Source organism: Microbispora sp. NBRC 16548 (assembly GCF_030268985.1).
GTDB classification, from domain to species: domain Bacteria; phylum Actinomycetota; class Actinomycetes; order Streptosporangiales; family Streptosporangiaceae; genus Microbispora; species Microbispora catharanthi.
This window is the reverse complement of sequence record NZ_BSSF01000013.1, coordinates 86,937-105,043: the sequence shown is the minus strand read 5'-3', so window position 1 is coordinate 105,043 and position 18,107 is coordinate 86,937. Positions and strand designations below refer to the sequence as shown.

At 72.2% G+C, this 18,107-nt stretch carries 15 protein-coding genes; 7 read left to right on the top strand and 8 right to left on the bottom strand.

Translation table 11 applies throughout. The features are described 5' to 3' along the window. Position 1: 1 nt before the first annotated feature. The 7 genes from QSK36_RS31290 (at position 2) to QSK36_RS31260 (ending at position 7,095) form a co-directional block, all read left to right on the top strand. Positions 2-2,581, top strand: a complete 2,580-nt coding sequence (locus QSK36_RS31290; protein WP_502883370.1) for an MFS transporter — start codon at positions 2-4, stop codon at positions 2,579-2,581. Further along, a complete protein-coding gene (locus QSK36_RS31285) occupies positions 2,578-3,399 on the top strand; it encodes a YceI family protein (protein WP_285784857.1) in 822 nt (273 codons plus the stop codon). Before QSK36_RS31290 ends, QSK36_RS31285 begins: the two co-directional genes overlap by 4 nt. A gap of 35 nt (positions 3,400-3,434) precedes the next feature. Continuing rightward, on the top strand, positions 3,435-3,917 hold the full coding sequence (locus tag QSK36_RS31280) for a MarR family winged helix-turn-helix transcriptional regulator (RefSeq protein ID WP_139578947.1): 483 nt from the start codon (positions 3,435-3,437) through the stop codon (positions 3,915-3,917). Positions 3,918-4,027: 110 nt separating this feature from the next. After that, positions 4,028-4,924 (top strand): ABC transporter substrate-binding protein, encoded by an 897-nt coding sequence (locus QSK36_RS31275; protein WP_285784856.1) that lies wholly within the window; start codon positions 4,028-4,030, stop codon positions 4,922-4,924. Beyond that, positions 4,921-5,760 (top strand): amino acid ABC transporter permease, encoded by an 840-nt coding sequence (locus QSK36_RS31270; RefSeq protein WP_183544911.1) that lies wholly within the window; start codon positions 4,921-4,923, stop codon positions 5,758-5,760. The genes QSK36_RS31275 and QSK36_RS31270 overlap by 4 nt, the downstream gene beginning before the upstream one ends. After that, positions 5,757-6,497: an amino acid ABC transporter ATP-binding protein gene (locus tag QSK36_RS31265; protein ID WP_183544909.1), complete on the top strand. Its 741-nt coding sequence runs from the start codon at positions 5,757-5,759 to the stop codon at positions 6,495-6,497. Before QSK36_RS31270 ends, QSK36_RS31265 begins: the two co-directional genes overlap by 4 nt. Before the next feature lie 58 nt (positions 6,498-6,555). Next, positions 6,556-7,095 carry a helix-turn-helix domain-containing protein gene (locus QSK36_RS31260; protein ID WP_285784855.1) on the top strand — a complete coding sequence of 180 codons (540 nt, stop codon included), beginning with the start codon at positions 6,556-6,558 and terminating at the stop codon, positions 7,093-7,095. 4 nt (positions 7,096-7,099) lie between these two features. Here the strand turns inward: QSK36_RS31260 and QSK36_RS31255 are convergent, their stop codons facing one another. The 8 genes from QSK36_RS31255 to QSK36_RS31220 all read right to left on the bottom strand — a co-directional run bounded on the left by QSK36_RS31255 (position 7,100) and on the right by QSK36_RS31220 (position 18,079). After that, on the bottom strand, positions 7,100-8,161 hold the full coding sequence (locus QSK36_RS31255) for a peptidase C39 family protein (RefSeq protein ID WP_285784854.1): 1,062 nt from the start codon (positions 8,159-8,161) through the stop codon (positions 7,100-7,102). Positions 8,162-8,169: 8 nt separating this feature from the next. Beyond that, entirely contained in the window at positions 8,170-9,918 is a 1,749-nt protein-coding gene (locus tag QSK36_RS31250; protein WP_285784853.1) for an ABC transporter ATP-binding protein, read from the bottom strand. Positions 9,919-9,944: 26 nt separating this feature from the next. After that, the gene (locus tag QSK36_RS31245) at positions 9,945-10,784 is read right to left on the bottom strand and encodes an ABC transporter permease (RefSeq protein WP_285784852.1); all 840 of its coding nucleotides are present in this window, start codon (positions 10,782-10,784) and stop codon (positions 9,945-9,947) included. Further along, a complete protein-coding gene (locus QSK36_RS31240) occupies positions 10,781-11,740 on the bottom strand; it encodes an ABC transporter permease (RefSeq protein ID WP_285784851.1) in 960 nt (319 codons plus the stop codon). The genes QSK36_RS31245 and QSK36_RS31240 overlap by 4 nt, the downstream gene beginning before the upstream one ends. Next, positions 11,737-13,389, bottom strand: coding sequence for an ABC transporter substrate-binding protein (locus QSK36_RS31235; protein WP_285784850.1), 1,653 nt, complete (start codon positions 13,387-13,389; stop codon positions 11,737-11,739). Before QSK36_RS31235 ends, QSK36_RS31240 begins: the two co-directional genes overlap by 4 nt. Positions 13,390-13,772: 383 nt before the next feature. After that, positions 13,773-14,621 carry a M48 family metalloprotease gene (locus QSK36_RS31230; RefSeq protein ID WP_139578955.1) on the bottom strand — a complete coding sequence of 283 codons (849 nt, stop codon included), beginning with the start codon at positions 14,619-14,621 and terminating at the stop codon, positions 13,773-13,775. Positions 14,622-14,696: 75 nt separating this feature from the next. Next, entirely contained in the window at positions 14,697-16,268 is a 1,572-nt protein-coding gene (locus QSK36_RS31225; RefSeq protein ID WP_285784849.1) for an NADH-quinone oxidoreductase subunit N, read from the bottom strand. Next, positions 16,265-18,079, bottom strand: a complete 1,815-nt coding sequence (locus QSK36_RS31220; protein WP_285784848.1) for a complex I subunit 4 family protein — start codon at positions 18,077-18,079, stop codon at positions 16,265-16,267. The genes QSK36_RS31225 and QSK36_RS31220 overlap by 4 nt, the downstream gene beginning before the upstream one ends. Between the last annotated feature and the right edge of the window lie 28 nt (positions 18,080-18,107).

The window sequence follows — 18,107 nt, the reverse complement described above, 5'->3', positions numbered from 1 at the left end:
GATGGCGAATGCGATGACGCGGGAGACGCCGCCAGGCACGGCGGCCCCCGCGATGACGCACCGGGAGATTCTGGAGGCGCTCTCGGGCCTGATGCTGGGGATGTTCGTCGCGATCCTGTCGTCGACCGTCGTGTCGAACGCGCTCCCCACGATCACGGCCGAACTGCACGCGGACGAGACGACCTACACCTGGGTGATCACCGCGACCCTGCTCGCGGCGACGGTCTCGACGCCGATCTGGGGCAAGCTCTCCGACCTGTTCAGCAAGAAGCTGCTGATCCAGCTCGGGCTGATCGTGTACGTGATCGGCTCCGCCATCGCCGGCCTGTCGCAGAACCCGTCGATGCTGATCACGGCACGGGTCGTCCAGGGCCTCGGCGTCGGCGGCCTCACCGCCCTCGCGCAGGTCATCATGGCGGCGATGATCTCGCCACGGGAACGCGGCCGCTACTCCGGCTACCTGGGCGCGGTGTTCGCCGTCGCCACGATCGGCGGCCCGCTCGTCGGCGGCCTCATCGTCGACACCTCGTGGCTCGGCTGGCGCTGGTGCTTCTACGTCGGCGTGCCGTTCGCGATCCTCTCGCTGATCGTGCTGCAGAAGACCCTGCACCTGCCGGTCGTCAAGCGCGACGTACGCATCGACTGGGGCGGCGCGACGCTGATCGCCGCCGCCGTCTCGCTGCTGCTGATCTGGGTCTCCTTCGCCGGCAACAAGTACGACTGGCTGTCGTGGCAGACCGGCGCGATGGTCGGCGGCGCGGTCGTGCTCGCGGTGCTCTTCCTCGTGGTCGAGTCCAAGGTGAGCGAGCCCATCGTCCCGCTGCGCCTGTTCAGGATCCGGACGGTCAGCCTCAGCGTGGTCGCCAGCGTGCTGGTCGGCGTCGCGATGTTCGGCGGCACGACCTTCCTCAGCCAGTACTTCCAGCTCGCCCGGGGCGAGACGCCCACGGTTGCCGGCCTGATGACGCTGCCGATGATCCTCGGCCTGGCGATCTCCTCCACGGTCTCGGGGCAGATCATCACCCGCACCGGCCACTGGAAGGTCTTCCTGGTCTCCGGAACCTTCTTCCTCACCGCCGGGTTCGCCCTGATGGGCACGCTGCGGTACGACACCGACTACTGGCTCGTCGCGATATTCATGTTCTGCGTCGGCGTCGGCATCGGCATGAGCCAGCAGAACCTCGTTCTCGCCGTGCAGAACCAGGTCCGCGCGGAGGACCTGGGCGCGGGCAGCTCGGTGGTCTCGTTCTTCCGCTCCCTCGGCGGCGCGATCGGCGTCTCGGCCCTCGGCGCCCTGATGGGCGACCGCGTCAAGCGCTACCTGGCGGACGCCCTGGCCGCGCTGGGCGTCCACGGCACCGGCCAGGAGAGCGGCGCGATCCCGAAGCTCTCGGCGCTGCCCGCCCCGATCCGCACGGCGGTGGAGAGCGCGTACGGCCACGGCATCGGCGACCTGTTCCTCTACGCGGCGCCGCTCACCCTCCTCGCGCTGATCGCCGTGCTGTTCATCAAGGAGGTCCCGCTGCGGACCAGCGCGATCACGGTCAGCGCCGAAACGCAGGAGACCGACGAGACCCTCGACCCCGAGATCGCCCGCCAGCGGAACGGCGCCGTGACCGGACGCCACGCCCAGCGCGACAGGCAACAGCGTGACAGGCAACAGCCGATCATGGCCGAGGCCGAGTTCGCCTCGCCGAACGGCCACTCCGCCACGCAGCCCCTGAACGCACAGCCCCTGAACCCGCAGCCCCTGAACGCACAGGTCCTCACCGCCACGCAGGCCCAGCCGTACGCCGCGCTCGCCATGGAGACGCACGAGCCGGGCGGCGTCAGCATCAGCGGGTTCGTCAAGGGTCAGGACGGCGTGCCCGTGGGGCGCGCCACGCTCACGCTGATCGACGTGCGCGGCCACCAGCTCGGCCGTACGGTCACCCGGGACGACGGGGGCTACGCGCTCCAGACGCCGGGCGGCGGGACGTACGTGCTGATCGCGTCGGCGGGCGACCGGGAGCCGCAGGTCGCGACGCTGGTCGTGGGCGACCAGCCGGTCGACTTCGACATGGTGCTCGCGGCCTCGGGCCGGCTCGTCGGCACCGTGCGCGGCATCGACGGGACGCCGGTCGCCGAGGCGGTGGTCGTCGTGACGGACGTCCGCGGCGAGGTCGTGGCCACGAGCTCGACCGACGCCGAGGGCGGCTTCTCCTTCTCCGGCATCGTGGCCGGCACCTACACGCTCACGGTCAGCGGCGCGGCCTACCGTCCGGCCGCCGTTCCGATCGAGGTGCTTGGCACCGGCCAGACCCGGCATGACGTCGTGCTGCTGCCCGGCGCGCGGGTGCGGGGCACGGTCCGCGTCAAGGACGGCGTGCCGCTGGCGGACGCGAGGGTCACGCTGCTCGACGCCGCAGGCAACGTGGTGGGCGTGGCGACCACCGGCGAGGACGGCGAGTACGCCTTCACCGACCTGACCGGTGGGCAGTACACGATCGTCGCGAGCGGTTACGCGCCCGTGGCGAGCACGCTGAACCTGGGCGGCCAGGGCGACGAGCCTTACGACGTGTGGCTGGGACACGAGCGATGAGCGTCTCCCAGATGGTCCCCAGGGGATTGCACGCCCTGGTCAGGAGCAAGGACGGCTGGGCCGTGCAGCACGCGGTCGTCACGGTGACGGACACGACCGGCCACCAGGTGGCGCGGGCGGAGGCGGACGCCGACGGGCAGGTCGTCACCGCCCCGCTGCCGCCGGGGGTCTACACGGTGGTCGCGACCGCGATCGGGTACGCGCCCGCCGCGTCCACCGCGATCGCGACCGCCTCGGGCGCCGCCGAGGCCGGCACTCTGGTGCTGGCCCGGCAGGGCGGCACCGAGCTTCCGCCGCCCGGCGTGTGGACGATCGACCCGGAACACTCGAAGATCTCGGCCACGGCCCGGCACCTCGGCCTCAGCAGCGTGCAGGGGCGGTTCACCGAGTTCTCCGGCCGGATCGAGATGGGCGCCACGCCGGAGGAGTCGTCCGTGGTCGCCGAGATCGTCGCCGAGTCCATCGACACGGGCAGCCGGATGCGCGATGATCACCTGCGTTCCGCGGACTTCCTCGACGTCCCGGTGCACCCGGTGATCTCCTACCGGAGCACCGGGCTGTCGCCGGCGGGCCCGGACCGGTGGACGGTGCACGGCGTGCTGACGCTGAGCGGCGTCAGCCGCCCGGTCGATCTCGACATGACCTACCTCGGCACGGGCCCGGACCTGTGGGGCGGGCTGCGGGCGGCGTTCCGCGCGGTCACGGAGTTGCGCCGCGAGGACTTCGCGATGACCTACAACCAGGTCGTCCAGGCGGGAATCTCGCTGATCGGCGCGACACTGAAAGTAGAGCTGGACATCCAGGCGGTGCGCGGGTAGACCCCCTGCCACACGCAGTCAGGAGGAGGCAGGCCATGACGGAGGCGGACATCGCTCCCCGACCGCCCACGGCCGGCGAACGCGAGGCGTACTGCGCGGTCGAGCGGCAGCTCGCCATCCTGCTCCGGCGCGCCAAGGCGTTCTCCGCGGGGATGGGGCGCAAGGTGCATCCCGAGCTGGACCCCGGCGCGTACGGCCTGCTGGTCCGCATCGACCAGAGCTCGCCGATGCGGTCCAGTGACCTGGCCGCCTACCTGCGGGTCGGCCGGGCGACGATCAGCCGCCAGCTCAAGGTGCTGGAGGAGCTGGGGCTGATCAGCCGCAGCCCCGACCCCGAGGACGGCCGGGCCCACCTGCTGGCCCTTACTCCCGAGGGCCGCAGGCGGCTCGACGACGCGCGGGTCGCGCGCGAGGGCCAGCTGCGCACGCTGCTGGCCGCCTGGCCGGAGGAGGACGTACGGCTGCTCGCGCGCATGCTCGAACGCTTCAACATGCTCACCGAGGGCATGCAACCCTGACACCAGAGGTCACAGGCGTTACTCCCTCCGTTCCATGCGGTGGCCAAACCGTCATAAGGGACGCTTAAACTGCGCCTCAGACGTTTTCGCACCATAGCAAGGAGGCCGGTGTGGCTCCCTGGTCCACCTATCGGAAAGCGGCGAGCATCGGGGCGGTGGCGCTGGCGGCGACGCTGACCGTCACCGCCTGCGGGAGCGACTCCGCCGGCTCGGGCACGGCGACGGCCTCGGCCGCCCCCGGCGGTGTCGCCCTCGTGAACGCCGGAAAGATCACGACCTGCACGAACATTCCGTACGAGCCGTTCCAGTTCAACCAGGGCGACAAGGTCGTCGGGTTCGACGTGGACATCGTCGACCTGGTCGCGAAGAAGCTGGGCGTGACCCAGGACATCGTGGACATCGACTTCGCGGCGATCAAGAGCGGCGCCGCCCTGAACGCCCGCAAGTGCGACGTGGCCGCCGCCGGTATGACGATCACTCCCGAGCGGCAGCAGAACCTGCTCTTCTCCGAGCCGTACTTCGACGCCACCCAGGCGCTGATGGCCAAGAAGGGCAGCGGGATCACCTCGCTCGACGACGTCAAGGCCAAGAACCTCAAGCTGGGCGCGCAGGCGTCCACGACGGGCCTCGACTACGTCAAGAGCAAGGGGTTCGAGCCGACCGAGTTCGCCGACTCCCCCAAGGAGCTGCTCGGCCTGCAGACCGGCCAGGCGGACGTGATCGTGCAGGACCTCCCGGTCGTGCTGACCTGGCTGAAGAAGTCCGACATCGGCGCCAAGTTCGAGCAGGTCGCCAGCCTCGACACCGGTGAGCAGTACGGCATCGGCATGAAGAAGGACAACACGGCGCTCAAGAAGGTCGTCGACGAGGTCCTCGCCGCCGCCAAGTCCGACGGCACCTACAACGCGATCTACAAGAAGTGGTTCGGCACCGAGCCCGGTGGCGCGTCCGGTGGCGCTTCGGACGGCGCTTCGACCGGAACCGAGTCGCCCGCCGCCGGATCATGAGTGCTGTGAGCGAGCAGGAGGACACCTCCCACGCTGGGCCCCGCAAGGGGCTCAGCCCGCGCAAGAAGCAGCGCATCAGCCGGAGCGTCCAGTACGTCGTGCTGGTGGCGGTCCTCGTCGTCCTGGTGGCCCTGGCCGACTGGAAGGCGATCGGCGAGTCGTTCCTCAACCTCGACGTCGCCCGCAAGGGCCTGCCCGACCTGTTCACGGTGGCGCTGCGCAACACCGTGATCTACACGCTGTCGGGCTTCGCCCTCGGTTTCGTCCTGGGACTCGTACTTGCCCTGATGCGGCTGTCCACGGTCGCGCCCTACCGGTGGCTGTCGACGATCTACATCGAGATCTTCCGCGGCCTGCCGATCCTGCTCATCTTCCTGATGATCGGCAGCCTCCCGCTGGCGTTCCCCGGCTTCGAACTGCCCGGCGGCGTGTACGGCAGCGCCGCGCTGGGGCTCGGCGTCGTCTCGGCGGCGTACATGGCGGAGAACTTCCGGGCGGGCATCCAGGCGGTGCCGAAGGGGCAGATGGAGGCGGCGCGGTCGCTCGGCATGCCGCACATGCGGGCGATGGTCTCGATCGTCATCCCGCAGGCGATCCGGATCGTGCTGCCGCCGCTCACCAACCAGCTCGTCATGCTGCTGAAGGACTCCTCGCTGGTGCTGATCCTCGGCGTCACGGCCGCCCAGGTGGAGCTGGCGAAGTTCGGCAACGACCAGTCCTCCACGTTCGCCAACCCCACGCCGATCCTCGCGACCGGCCTGACCTACCTGCTGATCACGATCCCCCTCGGGTACGTCGCGAGGCGGCTCGAAGCGCGTCAGGGAGCGGGCCGATGAGCACCGTCGAGATCAGGAACCTGCACAAGTCGTTCGGGAAGCTCGAAGTGCTCAAGGGCATCGACTTCACGGTCGAGAGCGGCCAGGTCGTCTGCGTGATCGGGCCGTCCGGCTCGGGCAAGTCCACGCTGCTGCGCTGCGTCAACCTGCTGGAGCAGCCGACCTCCGGCACGGTGGTCGTGGACGGCGTCGATCTGACCGACCCCGACGCCGACATCGACGCCGCCCGGCGGCACATCGGCATGGTGTTCCAGCAGTTCAACCTGTTCCCCCACCTGACCGTGCGGCGCAACGTCACGATCGCCCAGGAGCGGGTGCTCAAGCGGAGCAAGGGCGAGTGCGACCGCGTCGCCCGGGAGAACCTGGAGAAGGTCGGCCTCATCGACAAGATCGACGCCTACCCGCCCCAGCTGTCCGGCGGCCAGCAGCAGCGCGTGGCGATCGCCCGCGCGCTCGCCATGAACCCCTCGCTGATGCTGTTCGACGAGCCGACCTCCGCCCTCGACCCCGAGCTGGTCGGCGACGTGCTGTCGGTCATGCGGAAGCTCGCGGAGGACGGCATGACCATGCTCGTCGTCACCCACGAGATGGGATTCGCCCGCGAGGTGGCCGACCGCGTGGTGTTCATGGACGGCGGCGTGATCGTCGAGGACGGGCCGCCCCAGCAGGTCATCGCCGACCCGCAGCATGAGCGGACCCGCGAGTTCCTGAGCCGCGTGCTGCACCCCGGCGTCTGACGCCCGGAGCGCCCCCTTCGTGGAACAATGGCGTACTTCGACAAGGGGGATGGGCGGGGTGGGCGCGCTCTCGGAGCAGGTGCGGGCGGCGATCGCGAGCAACGTGCGGCACGCGCGGCACACGCGTGGGCTCAGCATCCGCGACCTGGCGGACCGCTCCGGCTTCAGCAAGGCGTTGCTGTCGCAGATCGAGCGCGGGCTGGCCAACCCCACGGTCGAGGTGCTGGCGGGGCTGGCCGAGGCTCTCAACCTGTCCTTCGCCGACCTCACCCGGACGCCGCTGTACGAACCGCAGGTGATGCGCCGCGCCGGCGACGACGCGGCGCGCACCCTGCTGAGCTCCCTCGACCGGCGGCGCTTCGAGCTGTACGAGACGCCGCTGCCGCCGGAGCACGCCCACGAGAGCGCCCCGCACGGGCGGGGGTCGGAGGAGTTCGCCTACGTCCTGTCCGGCTCGGTGGCCCTGGAGGTCGCCACGTACGCGGTCAGGCTCGAGGCGGGGGACGCCGTGCGTTTCTCGGCCGAGGCCGAGCACGGCTACCGGACCGGCGCGGAGCCGGCCCGGCTGCTGACGCTCGTCTCGATGCCCTCCGACTGACCGATCAGCCGAGGGCGATCATGCTCCGGTAGCTCGGCCGGCCATACCACGCGAGCCGGTCCAGCGTCGCGGCGGGCAGCGGCAGGTCGAGCGCGTCGAGGTAGGTCTCGCCCAGATGGGCGTCCGTCCAGGGGTCGTTGACGTGGAAGACGTCGCCGTCCACCCCGTGGACGGCGATCCAGTGCGGGCTGCTCTCGTCGTGCATGCCGAGCTGCTCGATCAGCACGAGCGCCACCCCGCCGCCCTCGACCACCGCGCGGAGCCGGTCGAGGTCGAAGGCGACGGTCTCCACGTCGATGCCCCTGCGGGACAGCTCGGCACGGAACCCCGTCTGGATGAAGCGCCGCAGCTCGCGCTCCTCGTCCGTACGGCACAGCTCCAGCAGGGTCGGGGCCTCGGTGGACAGCAGCACCTCCGGCCTGACGCCCCGGCCGGCGGCGGCGAGCGCGAGGCCCAGGGGATCGCAGCCGGCCACCGTGGTCGCCTCGCGCCACAGCCGCAGCTCCTCCTCGCGGGAGGGCTCGCCCCACAGCCCGAGCCCGCCCAGGGCCATCTGCAGCGCCGCCGGCCCGCAGGTGAAGTCGGTGGTCTGGCGCATGTACGGCACCGCCCGCGCGGGGGGCCGTTCACGCCAGCGCACCTGACCGTAGCCCGTCTCCGGGGTGCCGACCACCGGGCCCGCCCAGGTGGGCACCGGCACCTCCCGGTAGCCCCGGCCCAGCGAGCGTTCCCACGCGGCGTCCCGCGCCGCGAACCACCGCTTGACCGCCACCGCGCCCTCCCGCCAGGCGCGCTCCTCGATGGTGCGCACGAGCGTGTCGGCGACCGCGTCGTCGGACGCCCACACGTCCACGATCTTCCGGTAGGCGGTGAGCGGCCTGTGCACCTCGAAGGCGGCCCCGGCGAGCGTCCCGTCCTCCGTACGGGCCGTGACGAGCGTGCGCACCTGCACGCCGCCCGCGAGCCGCCAGCGGCGTATCAGGTCGGCGGGCACGGCGTCGAGCCCGTCGGCGACGGAGGCCACGTCCCCCGTCACGGGCAGCACGTCGACGCGTAGTTCGGTCATCAGGATCTTCACTCCGCTCGGGTCGCCGCCGGCACGGACGCCAGCAGCCGTTGGGTGTACTCGTGGGCAGGGGCGCCCAGCACGCCGCCGACCGGCCCGGTCTCGACGACCCGGCCGCGGTGCATCACGTACACGCGGTCGGCGACCTGCCGTGCGACGGCCAGGTCGTGGGTGATGAACAGCAGGGTCAGCCCCAGGTCGCGGCGCAGGTCCGACAGCAGGTTGAGCACCTGCGCCTGGACCGAGACGTCGAGCGCCGAGACGGGCTCGTCGCAGACCAGCACCTCGGCGCCGGGAGCGAGCGCCCGCGCGATCGCCACACGCTGACGCTCGCCGCCCGACAACGCGCGGGGCCTGCGCCGGGCGTACGCCGCGGGCAGGCCGACCAGGTCGAGCAGGCCGGGCACCTCCGACCGGGGACGGCCCGCCGCCTTGAGCGCCTCGGCCAGCGAGGCGCCGACGGTGAGGCCGGGGTTCAGCGCGGAGTACGGGTCCTGGAACACGTACTGCACCCGCCTCGGGCCGGTGGCCCCGCCGCCGAACTCGACGCTTCCTCCGTCGGCCCGTTCGAGGCCGACCACGCACCGCGCGAGCGTGGTCTTGCCGGAGCCGGACTCGCCGACCACCGCGACCGCCTCCCCCGCCGCGACCTCCAGGTCGACCCCGTCGAGCGCCGGCGCGGCAGAGCCGGGGAACCGCTTGGTCAGCCCGCGTACGGTCAGCAGCGCGGGCGACGGGCCCGCCTCTGGAGGAACGACCGCGGCGGGGGGAACGGCGAGAAGAGGCGCGGCGACCGGGCGGACGTCCGAGGGCCGCACGCACGCCGCCCGGTGCCCGCTGTTTCCTGGGCCATGGGCCACCTCCGCCAGGACCGGTTCGGCCGTACGGCACGCCTCGACCGCCAGATCGCACCGGTCCGCGAAGGCGCAGGCGTCGCTCACCGCGTACGGCCGGGGCACCGATCCGGGGATCGTCGGCAGCGCCGGCAGGCGGTGGGTGACGGGCGGGTCGCAGGCCGCCAGCCGCGCCGTGTAGGGGTGCGCGGGCCGGTCCATCACCTCGGCCGCCGGGCCCTCCTCGGCGAGCCGCCCGGCGTACATCACCATGATCCGGTCGGCCCTGGCCCGGGCGAGCCGCAGGTCGTGCGTGATCAGGATGAGGCCCATCCGACGCGCCCGCTGCAGCCCGGCGACGAGTTCGAGGACCTCGTGCTGGGTGGTCACGTCCAGTGCGGTGGTCGGCTCGTCCGCGATCAGCAGGCCCGGACCGGCGGCCAGCGCGGCCGCGATCGCCACCCGCTGGCGCATGCCGCCGGAGAGCTGGAAGGGGTACCGTCCTGAGACCTCCGAGGGCAGTCCCACCTCGGCCAGCAGGCGGGCGACCCCGACGGCGCGGCCGGGCCGCGGCAGCGCCCAGCCGATCTGCTCGCCGCAGAGGTGCACCGGCGACAGCGAGGTGAACGGGTCCTGGAGCAGCAGCGCGATCTGCGAACCCCGGATGCGCTGCCAGGGCGTGCGCGCGGCCAGGTCGTACGCCTGCCCGGACAGCTCCAGCCGTCCGGTGGCGTGCACGCCCTCGGGCAGCAGGCCGGTCAGCGCCCTGGCGGTCATCGACTTGCCCGAACCGGACTCGCCGACGATCGCCACGGTCTCCCCCGGCGCCACCGTCAGGTCGATTCCCGCGACGAGGACGCCCGCCGCCGAGGTCACCCGTACGTCGCGGGCGTCAAGCAGCGGGGTCACCGGGCCCTCTGTCACCGGGCCTTCTGTCACCGGGCCATTTGTCATCGGGCCACCACCCTGCGGTCGAGCAGTTCCGACAGCCAGTCGCCGAGCAGGTTCACCGCGGTGGCGGTGAGGATGATCAGCACGCCGGGCACGACGGCCGCCAGCGGGTTGTCGCCCAGCAGCGCGCGCCCGTCGGCGAGCTGGCGTCCCCAGTCCGGCGCCCCGGGCGGCACGCCGAGCCCGAGGTACGACAGCGAGGACAGCGCGACCAGCGCGAACGCCACGTTGAGCAGGAGGTTGGCGACCACGATCGGCACGATGTTGGGCGCGATGTGCCGGAACATGATCCGCGTCGGCCGGATGCCGAGGATCCTGGCCGACTCGATGTAGGGCCGGGGTGTCTGCTCCATCACCGCTCCCCGCACGAGCCGCACGTCGGACGGCGAGAACAGCACGATCAGCACGGCGACCGTGACCCAGTAGCCGCGCCCCACGAGCCCGGCGACCACGATGGCCAGCAGCACGGACGGCAGCGCCAGCAGCAGGTCGGCGTAGCGACCGGCCAGCATGTCCACGATCCCGCCCCGGTAGCCCGCGAAGGTCCCGAGCAGGACCCCGATCACCATCGACCCCACGGCGACCACGATCGGACCGGCCAGCGCCGAGCGGGCACCCGCGAGCGACAGCTGCAGGATGTCGCGGCCGAGCTGGTCGGTGCCGAGCAGGTGGCCCTCGACGCCCGCGCCGACCACGCCCAGGTAGACGTCCTGGTCGAGGGCGTGCGGCGCGAGCAGTTCCCGGCCCGCCGCGCACACCGCGACGGCCGCGAGCACGACGGCGGACAGGATCGCCACGACCGGCGGCCGCCTCTTCGTCCTCCGCTTCACCGGCTTCATCGGCGCACCGCCCTGGCCCGCACGCGCGGGTCGATCGCGAGGTACGACAGGTCCACGGCGAGCGCGGTCACCGACACGACCAGCGCGACGACGAGCGTCAGCGCCTGCACCACCGGGACGTCCTTGAACAGCACCGACTCCTCCATGAGCGAGCCGAGGCCGGGCAGCGCGAAGGTGACCTCGATCAGCACGGTGCCGCCGAACAGGTAGGCCACCATCAGGCCGAGGCTGGTCACGATGGGGATGGCCGCGTTGCGCAGCACGAGGCGCAGCACCCGCCGCTCGGACAGGCCGCGTCCCCGCGCGAACGTCACGTAGTCCTGGTCCAGCTCCCGGATGACCGCCGCCCTGGTCAGCTTCACGACGAAGGCGCCGAGCCCGAACGCCAGCGCCACCGCCGGGAGGACGAGATGCCAGAGGGCGTCGAGGAACCCCTCGCCGGTGCCGTAGACGGGAAACCAGCCCAACCCCAGGGCGAAGACGTACAGCAGGATCAGGCCCACCGCGAAACCGGGGGCGCTGACGCCGACGACCGAGGCCGCCACGATCACGCGGTCGAGCGGCCGGCCGCGCCGTACGGCGGTGGCGATCCCGGCCGGGACGCCGGCCAGGACCGACAGCAGGAACGCCAGCCCGGCCGTGGCCGCCGTGACGCCGGTCCGGTCGAGCAGCAGCGGCCCGACCTGCCCTCCGGTGCGGATGGACGTGCCGAAGTCACCGGTCGCCGCGTGGGACAGCCACCACCAGTACTGCGCGAGGAACGGCTCGTCCAGGTGATGCAGCTCGCGGATCCGGGCCAGGGCCTCCGGCGTGACGTTGCGGGTGCCCAGCAGGTTGCGGGCGACGTCGCCGGGGGCGAGGTACAGCAGCGCGAAGACCAGCAGCGACAGCGCGAGCAGCAGCGCGAGCGTGGCGGCGGCCCGGCGCAGCGCGAAGGCGAGGACGGCGCGGTTCACTTCGCCGCGTAGACCTGGCCCGGCCAGTCGGCCAGCAGGGTGTAGGAGGTGTAGTCCTTGACGCCGATCGCGCTGCCGAACGCGGTCGCCGCCTGGCCCCACCACAGCGGCAGGTACGCCAGGTCGGCGGCCTGTGCGGTCTGGGCCTCGATCAGCAGTCCGGCCCTCTTCTCCGGGTCGGCCTCGGCGGTGGCCTTCGCCATCGTGGCGGCGATCGTGTCGTTGGCGTACTTGGCGGGGTTGCCCTCGCCGAGGAACCAGGTCGCCAGCTCGCCGGGGTCGCCGGTGGTGTTGAAGTACCACATGTAGCTCAGCGGCGGGAACTCGTTCAGCTCCGCCAGCCACTGCTCGATCGGCAGTTCCTTCACCTCGAGCGTGATGCCGATCTTCTTCAGGTCGGCGGCGAACGCCTGCGCGGCCGTCCCCAGGTGCGGGCCGGTGTTCGGGTAGGACAGGCTCGCGCTGAACCCGTTCGGCACCTTCGACTGCGCCAGCTCCTGCTTCGCCTTCTCCAGGTCGTACGCGTACTGGGGGACGGCGGCGAGGCGCTGCGCCGCCTCCTGCGGCGTCCAGAGCCCGCCGAACTGCTCGGGCGTGGACAGCGCGGTGGCGACCTGGCCCCGGCCGCGCAGGATCTTGTCGACGATCGCCTGGCGGTTCACCGCGTGCGCGACCGCCTTGCGGACGTGCACGTCGTCGAACGGCGCGGCCTTCGTGTTGAAGGTCAGCCCGGCGTAGGAGCGGTCGGGCGCGTAGACCACCCGGGTGCCGGAGGCGCCCTCCCACTGGCGCGACTGGGCCAGCGGCACGTTGAGCGCCATGTCGGCCTTGCCGGCCTTCCACGCCAGCAGGCGGGTGTTCTCGTCGGGCACGAACTCGAACCGGATCTTCGCGATCTTCGGTCGGGTGCCGTGCCAGGTGTCCGCCCGGGAGAACTCGACGTAGGAGTCGGGGACGAACCCCGTGACCTTGTACGGCCCGGTCCCGATGGGGAGCGACTGCGGGGTGCCGAATCCGCTCTTCGCGTTCTGCCACGCGGCCTTGGGGGCGATCCACAGGGCGTCGGCGTTCGACGGGAGCCAGGCGAACGCCACGTCGGCGGCCTTGGCGGTGAGGGTGATCTCGGCGTCCCCGGTCTTCTCGGCCTTCTTCAGGTTGGCCCAGTAGGCGGCCGTGGAGGGCGAGACCTTCGCGTCCCTCGCCATCTCGATCGAGTGCAGCACGTCGTCGGCGGTCACCGGGGTGCCGTCGTGGAACCGGGCGTCGGGGCGGAGCCGGTAGACGTAGGTGGTCGGCGACGTGCGCTCGAAGCTCGACGCCAGGGCGGGGACGATCTTCCCCGTGGTGTCGACGCCGACGAGCCCCTCCATGCAGATCCCGGCGACGTAGTAGTTGAGGATGCCCGACTCCTGCCCGGGATACAGGTTCGACAGCGATCCGGGCAGCGACACCCGGAGCACCTCGATCTCCTTGCCGGTGTCCGTGCCGGCGGCGGCGCTTCCGCTCGACGCCTTCGAGCCGGCCGGTGACGACGGCGCCGCGCCGCAGGCCTCCAGCAGCGCCGCGGCCGACAGCACCGTCATGCCGGTGACCGCCGTCCTGAGGAATCCCCGGCGGGTGTGGACGCCGCGCTCATCCGTTTCTGCCATGCCACGCCTTCCCTGTGACCTGGCCTGTCTACCAAGTCGCCCCAAATGGATAGAAGCAGTAAACACCACATGAGGCCGGATCTTCCATCCCTTTCCCCACCAAATGTGTAGAGATCTTCGCGTGGCCCATTCGTGACAGAACCCCCCGCCGTCGCACCGCATCCATCCAGGCGAGACGGAAGGAAGCCCGAGGAGAAAACCCGCGGTCCTCGCCCTCTCGGCGGCGGCCGCCATGGCGCTGACCACCCTCGCCGGCACCGCGCAGGCGGGGGCGCGGACGGGAGCCGCCGCTCGTGGCACCTCGCGCTCGGCAACGGCCGCGACAGTGTGCTCGGGAACGCTCAGGTGTTCTCCGGGTGCGCGAGAAGCTCACCGACCCGGCGTCACCGCCGGTAGCCGGCCATCCGCTCCAGACGGGCGATCCGCGCGGCGACCGGCGGGTGGGTCGCGAACAGCCTGCCGATCCGGGTGCCCCGGAACGGATTGACGATCATCATGTGACCGGCGGAGGCGAGCCTGCCGTTCTCCGGGAGCGGCAGCCTGCGGACCTCCATCTCGATCTTGCGCAGCGCGGAGGCGAGGGCCAGCGGGTCGCCGGTCAGCCGGACGCCCGCGTCGTCGGCCGCGAACTCCCGCGAGCGCGCGATCGCCATCTGGATCATCGTGGCCGCGACCGGGCCGAGGATCATCACGAGGACGGCGCCGAGGAACCCCGGACCCTCGTCGTCGTCGGAGCCGAAGAACAGGCCGGCGTACCCGAAGTACGTGATCATCGTCGCGAGCGCGCCCGCGACCGAGGAGATCAGGATGTCCCTGTTGTGGATGTGCGACAGCTCGTGGCCGAGCACGCCCTTGAGTTCGCGCTCGTCCAGCAGCCCGAGGAGGCCGTGCGTGACGCACACCACCCCGTCACGCGGGTTGCGCCCGGTCGCGAACGCGTTGGGCTGCATCGTCGGGGACACGTACAGGCGGGGCATCGGCGCGCGGGCCTCGGTGCAGAGCTCGCGGACGACGCGGTAGAGGACCGGCTGTTCCACCTCCGCCACGGGCCGGGCCCGCATGGCCGACAGCGCGATCCTGTCGGCGCAGAAGTAGGCGACGCCGCTGACCGCGAGGGCGGCCACGACCGCGATCCGGGCACCCGTGCCACCCCCCAGCCAGGCACCGGCCACCAGGAGCAGCGAGGACAGCGCCCCCAGCAGGACCGCGGTGCGCAGGCGATTGTGGTGCACGCCTCCTCCTCACGGTTGGGTGCGTCCAGCCCTACCAACGCATACGGCCTGGACGAACGTTCCCCGTGACGCGCCTCACCCTGTGACGGACAGCACCACCTGCGGGGCGACGGAGAAGACCACGGTGACGGCGACCGCGAGGGCGACGGCGACCCCCGCCGCCGCCCTCGTCGAGACCGTACGGCTCTCGCCCGCCGCGGGCGGCGCGAACAGCCGGGCGGTCCAGGCGATGTAGTAGTACAGCCCGGCCACCGTGTTGGCCGCCATGACCAGGGCCAGCCAGCCGAGCCCGCCGTCCACGACGGCCCGGAAGACGACGATCTTCGCGAACAGGCCGGCGAGCCCGGGTGGCAACCCGGCCAGGCAGACGAGGGCGAAGGCGAGGGACAGCCCGGCGGCCGGGCTCCGCAGCGCCAGCCCCCGGTACGCCTCCAGGTCCTGGCCTTCCGGCAGCCGCGCCACCAGCAGGACCACCGCGAAGGCGATCAGGTTCATCGCGGCGTAGAAGACGAGATAGGCGACCGACGCACCGACGGCGGCGCGGGGTGCGACGGCGTAGACGGCCAGCGGCGCGAGGATGTAGCCCGACTGCGCGACCGACGACCAGGCCAGCAGCCGGACGGCCGCGCGCTGCCGCATCGCGAGGACGTTGCCCGCCGTCATCGTCAGTGCGGCGACGACCGCCACTCCGGGCGCCCACAGCGCCGCCCTCCCCGGCAGCGCGGACGTCAGCAGCAGGATCAGCCCGGCGAAACCCGACGCCTTCGACACCACCGACAGCAGCGCCGCGACCGGGACCGGTGCGCCTCGGTAGACGTCCCCCGCCCAGAAATGGAACGGCACCGCGGCGATCTTGAACGCGAAGCCCGCCGCCACCAGCACGATCGCCACCGCCGTGACCTGGGCCATGTCCCCCGTCATGTCCCCGGCCATGTCCCCGGCCGTGTCTCCGGTCGCCCGCAGTGCGGCGTCGATCCGGTCGAGGTGGACCGAGCCGGTCACCCCGTAGAGCAGCGAGACGCCGAACAGCGTGATCGCGGTGGAGACCACCGAGACCAGGAAGAGCTTGAGGGCCGCCTCGGAGGCGCGGCCGTCGTGACGCTTGAGCGCGGTCAGCGCGAAGACCGGCAGCGACACCAGTTCCAGCGACACGACCAGCATGATGAGATCACGGGAGGCGGGCAGCAGGACCGCCCCGGTCAGCGTGGCCAGCAGCAGGAAATACCACTCCCCCGCCGGAATCCGGCCGCGCTCTCCTGGCCCGGCGTCGCGTCCTGCGGCGATCTCCGTCATCGACAGCAACACGACGACCACCCCGGCGGCCAGCACGACCGCCGCGATGACCAGGGAGAAGCGGTCCGCGACGAACGAGCACGACGCCGGGCCGGCCCGGCCCGGGGCAGGTTCGCCGCCGAGCGAGGCGGGGACGCAGAACGTGCGCCGGGTCCCGCCGCCGGCGGCCTGGACGGCCACCACGGCCAGGGCGGCGACCAGGCCGCCGAGCGTGACGAGACCGAGCACCCGCGCCCCGCCGGGGCGGGCGGGCAGGAACGCGTCGAGCAGCAGCACGAGCCCGGCGACCAGCGCGAGGACCAGCGGCGCCGCCACGGCGGCGTAGTCGATGGACTGGATCACCCCGCCCGTCACGGCGCCACCCCCGATCCGAGGAGCGACTGCACGGCGGGCGTGGTGACGGCGAGCAGGGCCTTCGGCCACAGGCCGAACAGCACGATCAGCGCCACCAGCGGGAGCCACGCCGCAAGCTCGTGGGCCGTGACGTCCCGGAAAGGCCGCCGCGCCCGGCCCATCTCTCCGGCGTCGGCGGCGCCCACTCCGGCGGCCCCGGCACCCGTCGCACTGGCCCGTCCCTCGTCGGCCACGGCGCTCGTGCGGGCGGTCTCCTGCACCGCGCCCTCCCGGTCCAGCGCGGCCGCGGCGGCCACGGCGGCCACGGCGGCTCCGGTCGCGACGGGCTCGACCGGTTCCGCGCCCTCCCCCGCCTCGCTCAGCACCTCGCGTACGCCTTCGGCGGTGGCGAGTGGCGGCCCCGGCGGCTCATACGGCTCCGGCGGCTCAAGGGGCCCGGGGGGCGGGATGGTCTCGACCGCCCGGCCATGCGTCACCCGCGAGAGCATGACCAGGAAGTAGGCCGCCGTGAGCACCGCGCCGAGCCCGCCGACGGCCATGAACACGAGGAACAGCGGCCGGGAGAGCCCGGCGGCCGGGCGGAACGCGCCGAGCAGCGCGAGCATCTCCCCCCAGAAGCCGGCGAGGCCGGGCATGCCCAGCGAGGCGACGCAGGCGAAGGTCAGCACCGAGCCGACGTACGGCAGGCGGCGCAGCATGCCGCCGCCCAGCCGGACCATGTCGGCCGTGCCGTACCGCTCCTTGACGGCTCCGGCGAGGAAGAACAGCAGGCCGGTGATCAGCCCGTGGGCGACGTTGGCGAACAGGGCGCCGTTCAGGCCCACCGGCGTGAGCGAGGCGAACCCGAGCAGCACGAACCCCATGTGGCCGACGGAGGAGTAGGCGATCATCCGTTTGAGATCGCGCTGGGCGAGGCAGGCGAGCGATCCGTACGCGATGCCGACCACGGCGAACGCGCCGAGCCAGGGGGCCAGGGCCGCCGCGCCCTCGGGGAGCACCGGGATCGCGATCCTGGCGAAGCCGTAGGAGCCCATCTTGAGCAGCACGCCCGCGAGCAGGACCGAGCCGACGGTCGGCGCCTCGGTGTGCGCGTCGGGCAGCCAGGTGTGCAACGGCCACATGGGCGTCTTCACCGCCAGGCCGAGACCGATGGCGAGGAACGCGAGGATCTGCGCCGACCGGGCCATGCCCGAACCGTGGCGCCCGGCCAGCGCGACCATGTCGAGCGTGCCGGCCTGGGTCCAGACGACGAGCAGGCCGATGAGGAGGACGGCCGAGCCGAGCAGCGTGTAGAGGATGAACTTCATAGCCGCCGCCCGCCTGCCCGCGCCGCCCCACAGGGCGATCACGAAATACATCGGGACGAGCACGACCTCGAAGAACACGAAGAACAGCAGCAGGTCGAGGGCGAGGAACGTGCCGATCATGCCGACTTCGAGCACGAGCAGCGTGACGACCAGCGCACCGAGCCGATTCACACCGGGTCTGCCGCCCGCGGGCGGGTGCCCGGCGAGGTGGACGAAGCACAGGAACGTCAGCAGCGCGGTCAGCACGACGAGCGGCAGCGAGACGCCGTCCACGCCCAGGTGGAACCGCAGGCCGAGGCCGGGGATCCACGGCCGGTCGGTCTGCAGTTGCATGTCGGCGGGGCGCGCGTGGTCGAAGGCCGCGGCGAGCGCGACGGCGAGGACCAGCACCACGGCCGAGACCGCGATCCCCCAGGCCACCGCCCTGTCCCGTACGGCCGGGACGGCGGCGACGACGGCCCCCAGCAGCGGGACGCCCACGAGCGCGATCGGCAGCCAGCTCACGTCGTCACCACCGCGCGAAGCCGCGTGC